The sequence below is a fragment of the Okeania hirsuta genome (assembly GCF_003838195.1).
GTDB lineage: Bacteria > Cyanobacteriota > Cyanobacteriia > Cyanobacteriales > Microcoleaceae > Okeania > Okeania hirsuta.
Genome location: NZ_RCBY01000301.1, coordinates 1 through 7,491, shown reverse-complemented (window position 1 = coordinate 7,491; position 7,491 = coordinate 1). Strand labels below are relative to the sequence as shown.

Below are 7,491 nucleotides of genomic sequence, written 5' to 3'. Positions count from 1 at the left end.
CGCTCCCCCAAGTAATGCGTGAACACCCCCGTTGACGGTGGGGTATTAAACCCACAAAGAAAATGATCAAACAACTCAGCATTTTTCTTTTCAAGCAAGACAAAAGTTTACAATGGTTAATGTCACTTAGTTGTCAACAATAATAGAATATTTAAGACTTACGTACCTCAACCTATTTCCGTCCGAAGCGACTGATAGGGTTTGCGGAGCATTCCGGAACGGAAAGCAATCTCAAGTCCTAGTTTTTCGTGCCTCATGGGTAAGTCCTGATATTGACAAAATGTGAATAATTATTCCCAATAAATATTATATTAATGAATAGACCTCTTGCAAAAGTTTTAATTAAACCAATTCAAGATATGAAATAAACAATTGCCTATTCCCTATCCCCTATCCCCTATTCCCTATTCCCTATTCCCTGACTTCTGCAAGAAGTCTAATGTTTCTGAATGAAATTAAATGAAGCCGAAAATTAATAACATTACTGCCTGGAAACAAGCTGAACTACTAATGCAACCTGCTTTCATCAGATTATTAGATCATATTCGCAAAAAACTAGATAATTCTGTTTGGCAAGGAGATTATCAAGAAGTAGAAACACCAATTCCAGGGTATAGATTAGATTTAGAATATCAAGACCAAAAAGTTAGTATTGATCTCTGGGAACTTTGCTATCAAGTTTGTTTTAGTAATTATCATTTTACTCATAGTTCTGACCAAATAGTAGAAGTTGAAGTCGATACTAGCTTACTCAACGATGAAGGAAATGTTAATTGGGAGCATCTTGACGAAAAAGCTCTAAGAGTGGTAGAGAATATGATGGCTGATTTGCCAACAGTATAGATACATTTTCTGGTGTTGCTGAAGCGCGTGTATGATATTAATCGCGCATTACTTAGGAGTCAACCCACCCCTCGCCCCTGCCCCTCCCAGGAGTGGGAGAACCGAGTCAGGAGTCAGGAGGGAAGAAAGAAGAGTATAAGGAGAAAGTTTTTTGGTTGCGTAAGCGGAACGGAGTTTTATCCTGCTCTGATCCGGACAGATATCATACCTCAAATCACCAACGCCCATTTTCTCAGAACAAAATAACTATTTGTATTAGACATCTCCAGAAAATCAACCTGCCCTTTATTTGCTATAAACTAGAGTGTAATAACTCAAAAAATCATTTTCCGTGTTTTTTCCTAAAAACATCTTCCCTGTTCCCTATTCCCTACTTTGACAAAAAGTCTATATCTTTTTCACGCCTATGTCTATTAAGTAAAAATAACAGAATAAAGTAGAATTATGAACCAAGAATTACGGAATATTCAAACATCTAATGGTGCAACTTTTCAAGACTCAATTCCAGTTAGCTTTGGTAATGATACTCAAGCAATAGAAGCAATAAAACAGGGAGTAGCTGTATGCGACCGCTCTCATTGGGGACTAATAAACATTTCTGACGATGACCGTCTACGGTTTCTACATAACCAAAGTACGAATAATTTCAATATTCTCAAACCAGGTGAAGGTTGTGAGACTGTTTTCGTCACTCCCACTGCTCGTACTATCGACTTAGCAACAGCTTATGTAACAGAAGATGCAGTTTTATTGTTAGTCTCTCCCACCCGTTGTCAACAGTTAATAGAGTGGTTTGACCGTTATCTGTTTCCGATGGACAGGGTGGCAGTTAAAGATATTAGTAGTGAATATGCCATATTTAGTCTCATGGGACCAGAAAGCAAAAACTCCATCGCCAAATTATCAGGGATAACTCCTCCAGATGCACCCCACCCTAGTCACCAGTTAATAAGTCTAAAAGATGTAGAAGTTCGCTTGACTGTTGGTAGTGGGTTAGCAACAGAGGGATACACTTTGATAGTTCCTGTAAACAATGCTGCTAAAGTTTGGCAAATATTAACAGAAACAGGAGCAGTACCTATGGGCGATCGCCTGTGGCAACAATTAAGAATAGAACAAGGTCGTCCAGCACCAGACTATGAACTTACAGATGACTATAACCCTCTCGAAGCTGGTTTATGGAATACTATTTCTTTTGAGAAAGGTTGCTACATTGGTCAAGAAACTATTGCTCGTTTAAACACATATAAAGGTGTGAAACAACGACTTTGGGGAGTCCGTTTAAATGGGATGGCAGAATTAGGAAATGTTGTGAAAGTTGGAGATGAAAAAGTTGGGAAACTGACAAGTTGTACGGAAACTACTAATGAGGATTATTTTGGTTTAGTTTATATCAAAACAAAAGCAGGTGGAGTTGGTTTAAAAGTGCAAGTAGGAAATGTCGAAGGAGAAGTAGTAGAAGTACCTTTTCTGACACATCAAGATATTGATAGTTAAGAGATTTATTGCACAAACAATCTGACAACTATACTATTTTCTCCAGCGATCGAATCGCTCTTTTGAACACCCATTAATATACTTATTAAAAACATATCCTTCAAGAGGAGTGTAGGGTTTAGGAGATTGACCAGAATCTAGAGCTACTATAGCGCTGTGCGCAGGCAACAGGCAACAGGCAACAGCTCATCTGGGGGAATAAATTGCTGATAATATAAGACTTTTAGCTATTTGGCCTCTCCTGCAATTTGTAAATATACCAGCGCTCATTGCTATATATGAATCCAATTTCCAGTTCGTCTAATAACTCTTACACGGTCTTCACGATTAAGTTGAGTTATTATAGGCGAACTGGCATCAGGTCTTTGACGAATATTAACATTGTTGTCGTTAATCAAGCTACAAATAGTATTCATCTCAACTTCTATTTGATATTGATACTCTGGATTTTGTGCTAAACCAGATTCAGTGTTTAAACTTATCAAAAATATTGACAATAAAGTTATTAAACTTTTCATTGATAAACTTTGATAATTCTGACGTAATTCTTGATAATGTGCTTCTGGAACATCCCGTTTTAGCTTTTGGATATGTAGAGGAAATTGATTAAATTTTTATAGTCTTTGTATCCAGAATTAGTAGTATTTTTTTTAGGCTATTTATTGTTTTTGATCATAGTCAAATCCTAGATTATTTAAGTTTTTTTGTACGCTAATACAGTTGAAATCATTATATTTATGATTGACAACAGAGATTATACATAAGATAAGAAATATTACTGGCGATCTAAAAAAAATTAATCCAGTAAAATTACTGATAGGTAAGGCTTTTTAGAATGGTTAAAGGCAAAAATAATCCTCAAAAATAATACAATCATATTGAGCAGAGGAAATGAAGCAAGATATTTATCTCTAAAAATATTTTCTTCTGACACCTACAAACACCCTAATAACTTATAACCAACTTTTTCCCAATTGTTATAAAATAAGTTAAACATTATTAAAAATTTATGACTGCAACAACTCCTACCCTTAATCCTTTCTTAACCAATAATTTCGCACCCGTTAGAGAAGAAACAACCGCCGACAACCTCAAAGTTATTGGGGAACTACCTCCGGATCTCTCAGGAATGTTTGTGCGTAATGGCCCCAACCCACAATTTAAACCGATCGGTGAATATCACTGGTTTGACGGCGATGGAATGCTCCACGGAGTCAGAATAAAAGACGGAAAAGCATCCTATCGCAACCGTTATGTACGCACCAACAAATTCCAGGTAGAAAACCAGGAAGGTAAAGCAGTATGGCCTGGATTCTTAAATCCACCCCAACCAGATAATCCCCACGGCACAGATATCAATACAGGTAACACAGCCCTAGTTTATCATGCCAATCATTTTTATGCTCTCTGGGAAGGCGGTGCGCCTTACTATATTAAACTGCCTGAGTTGGAAACTATTGGCAAACAGACTTTTAACAACAAACTAAAATCTCCTTTTACTGCCCATCCTAAAGTTGATGCGGTAACAGGAGAAATGATGTTTTTCGGTTACTCAGTAGCTCAACCTCCTTTTTTACAATATAGCGTTGTTTCGGCAAATGGAGAACTGCTGCGCACCATACCTATAGATTTGCCTGTGGGAGTAATGATGCACGACTTTGCTATTACGGAAAATTATAGTATTTTTTTTGATTTACCAATGACTTTTCGCCCAGAAAGAATAGAAAAAGGTCAGTTTCCACTAATGTTTGAGTCAGAAACACCCAGTCGCTTCGGTATAATCCCACGTCATGGCGATAGTGGAGAGGTGCGTTGGTTTGAAACTCCAGCTTGTTTTGTTTGGCATACTCTCAATGCTTATGAAGAAGGGGATGAGGTTGTATTGGTTGCTTGTCGGATGAAGTCTACTAATGTGTTTGTGACTAATGATAGCGATCGCTTCCCTGATGCGAATACTCCTTATTTACATCGTTGGCGGTTTAACCTGAAAACTGGAGCGGTAAAAGAGGAAAAGCTAGATGATGTACCTTCTGAGTTTCCTCGTGTTAATGAAGAATTATTAGGGCGAAAGACGCGGTATGGTTATTCAGCAAGAATGGAAACAGGAGAATTTCCTCCTGTGTTTAATGGTTTGATTAAATATGACTTGGATACAGGGAAGTCGGAAACATACGAGTTTGGTAAGGGACGTTATGGTGGTGAGGCAGTGTTTGCACCTCGACTCAATGCTAGTAGCGAAGATGATGGTTGGTTGGTGACTTATGTTTATGATGAAAATACTCATACTTCTGAGTTGGTGGTAGTGAATGCTCAGGATGTGAGTGGGGAAACTGTAGCGCGAGTGATTATTCCGCAGCGAGTACCTTATGGTTTTCATGCTGTCTGGGTGACAGAGGCACAGTTGAGTTAAGTTTTTAGTAGGTCAGGACTTACGCAAAAACACCAGATATGGTAGGGGCGAATGGCATTTGCTAACGCAAAGCTCCGAATGGCGCCATCTACAGATAGAGTATTATCAACAAGTTTGCGTAAGTCCTGTGCATGACTTCCGTGAAACGGTATAATATCATGTCCGGATAATTAGTTATAAAAAAACTTTCTCCTTCAACTCCAGTTCTTCTTCTTTCTTCCCTCTTTCCTCCTGAATCCTGACTTCCCCTCCTGGGAGGGGCGAGGGGTGGGTTGACTCCTGAGGACTCCGTAGTTATTTATTTATCACTGTTTAACCGGACATGATATAACAATCAAGTTTAGTAAGGAGCACCATCAGGGAATAACAAACCTATGCGTTTTTCTCGCACCTGTGCTTCTGAGGATAGTGAGGTACACTTGTGGAACTGTTCTTATATTTCCTATTCCCTGTTCCCTGTTCCCTGTTCCCTAGAGCAATAAAACTTTGTACCTCATCAACTTGAAAACTGCTGTAAATCAGTGAAATGAAATAATGTACCGAACACCAACTATCAAATTTGATCGCGGCACTCTCATTCTCCATCCTCCACCTCAAGGTAAAGCATGGGTAGACTATGCAACCTGGGATGACCGGGTGGAAAAATTTCGGGTTCGGGCAATAGATTATCGCCCTTTAGTGGAATCATTAAAAGCAGCAAAAATTGATTTTGTTGACAAAGCTAAAGAATTTGCACCTCTCGAACTTATCCCTAGTTTGGAAATGCCTCCCTATCCGCACCAAGAGGCAGCATTGAAAGCTTGGAAACAGTCAGGCAGAAATGGAGTTGTGATTCTCCCTACTGCTTCGGGTAAAACATATTTGGCACAACTGGCAATGCAGGCCACTCCCCGCAGTACCCTGGTAGTAGTACCCACCCTAGATTTGATGCACCAGTGGTACGCGCATTTGAATGCAGCTTTTCCAGATGTGGAGGTGGGGTTACTGGGTGGGGGGTCTCGCGACAAAACACCAATTTTAGTGGCGACTTACGATAGTGCAACTATTCATGCGGAGGCGATCGGCAATAAATATGCTCTATTAGTTTTTGATGAATGTCACCACTTACCTACTGATTTTTATCGGGTCATTGCTGAATACGCGATCGCTCCTTATCGTCTAGGTCTCACTGCAACTCCTAACCGTTCTGATGGTCGTCATTCTGACCTAGATTATTTAATTGGACCTACGGTTTTTAGCAAGACTCCTGAAGAATTGGCAGGTGCTGCTTTAGCTGACCATAAAATTGTGCAAATAATGGTTAAACTTTCTGCACAGGAGCGGGAAGAATATAACAAGTTAATGACAGTTAGAAATGACTTTTTAAAGCAGGCAAATATTAAGTTAGGTGGGTTAAATGGTTGGAAAAATTTTGTTATAGCAAGTGCCCGTTCTAAGGCTGGACGTCGAGCAATGTTAGCCCATCGTCAAGCTAAAGAAATTGCTCTTGGTACAGATGGAAAATTACGAACTCTTGCTAATTTATTGGCTCAACATTTTCCCGAACGTACTTTAATTTTTACGGCGGATAATACAACAGTTTATCGGATTTCTCATGACTTTTTAATTCCGGCAATTACTCACCAAACTCCTGTGAAAGAAAGACATGAAGTTTTAAGTAAATTTAGAACTTCATGACTTTTTAATTCCGGCAATTACTCACCAAACTCCTGTGAAAGAAAGACATGAAGTTTTAAGTAAATTTAGAACTTCATGACTTTTTAATTCCGGCAATTACTCACCAAACTCCTGTGAAAGAAAGACATGAAGTTTTAAGTAAATTTAGAACTGGGGAATATAAAACTCTTGTTGCTTCTCATGTTTTAAATGAAGGTGTTGATGTGCCAGATGCGAGGGTGGCAATTATTTTATCTGGTACTGGTAGTGAACGAGAATATATTCAAAGATTGGGTCGAGTTTTACGTCGAGGTAGCGATAAAAATAAGTTAGCAATTTTGTATGAAGTTGTAACAGAAAATACCAGTGAAGAACACACTTCTCGCAGACGTAGAGGTGGAATTAAGCGGAAAAAATCTCCTAAATATCAAGAGCAGGAAGAGGCTAAAACAGAAGTTAAGCCGTTAGAAATTGTCAAGCCAGAACCAATTTATGGAGTTAACAATTCTGCTGCTAAACGTGCTGCTGAACCAGGTGCAAAATGGGGAAGTGATGGAAAAAATGATGATAATGATTTGGAAAATCAATCAGAAATAAAAGAGGATAAAAATTCTTCAGAAAATTCTGATGATGATATTAATATTGATGAGTTTTTCTGATTTTTGAGAATGAAAAAGTCAAAACATAACTATAGCAATTCCAAATGATTTATAAAAAATTTCAGGATATATGGAAGCCTTATGGTATCTTTGCACGCGGTACGGGTTTTTGGCTGCCAGAGAACCAGGTCATATCAAATTCGGTTAATTGTATATAGAATCCGGTTATATAATATCAGTTGATAATTTCTTAAATTACTTCAACAGGACTTACGCAGAACTAGCATATCTAGTAGTGGCTAACGGCCGTTAGCCCCTACAGATGGTGTCTGATTTGATATGTGTGGTTAAGTCCTGTTCATTATCTGTACAAATAAGCTTGTCTCAGTCGCCGGACAATTTCTCCATGAACTTCACTGCGGATGCGGTTGCCACGCTGACATTGTTCCAATTTAATATTATCAACAAAAAACTTCACAGCCATAT

4 protein-coding genes and 1 pseudogene are annotated in these 7,491 nt (G+C 38.6%); 4 read left to right on the top strand and 1 reads right to left on the bottom strand.

The annotated features are described in order from the left end of the window. Nucleotides 1-459 precede the first annotated feature (459 nt). Together D5R40_RS28600 and ygfZ are read left to right on the top strand one after the other, a co-directional pair. A complete protein-coding gene (locus tag D5R40_RS28600) occupies nt 460-843 on the top strand; it encodes a hypothetical protein (RefSeq protein WP_124155564.1) in 384 nt (127 codons plus the stop codon). A gap of 444 nt (nt 844-1,287) precedes the next feature. Further along, nucleotides 1,288-2,340 carry a CAF17-like 4Fe-4S cluster assembly/insertion protein YgfZ gene (gene ygfZ, locus D5R40_RS28595; protein WP_124147789.1) on the top strand — a complete coding sequence of 351 codons (1,053 nt, stop codon included), beginning with the start codon at nt 1,288-1,290 and terminating at the stop codon, nt 2,338-2,340. Nucleotides 2,341-2,612: 272 nt separating this feature from the next. Here ygfZ and D5R40_RS28590 read toward each other — a convergent pair whose 3' ends face one another. Then, a complete protein-coding gene (locus tag D5R40_RS28590) occupies nt 2,613-2,858 on the bottom strand; it encodes an SH3 domain-containing protein (RefSeq protein WP_124147788.1) in 246 nt (81 codons plus the stop codon). A gap of 491 nt (nt 2,859-3,349) precedes the next feature. Between D5R40_RS28590 and D5R40_RS28585 the strand changes: the two genes are divergently transcribed. Both D5R40_RS28585 and D5R40_RS42955 read left to right on the top strand, forming a co-directional pair. Then, nucleotides 3,350-4,750 (top strand): carotenoid oxygenase family protein, encoded by a 1,401-nt coding sequence (locus D5R40_RS28585; RefSeq protein ID WP_124155563.1) that lies wholly within the window; start codon nt 3,350-3,352, stop codon nt 4,748-4,750. Between the two features lie 534 nt (nt 4,751-5,284). Next, nucleotides 5,285-7,065 (top strand): annotated as a pseudogene (locus D5R40_RS42955) (DEAD/DEAH box helicase). Nucleotides 7,066-7,491: the final 426 nt, after the last annotated feature.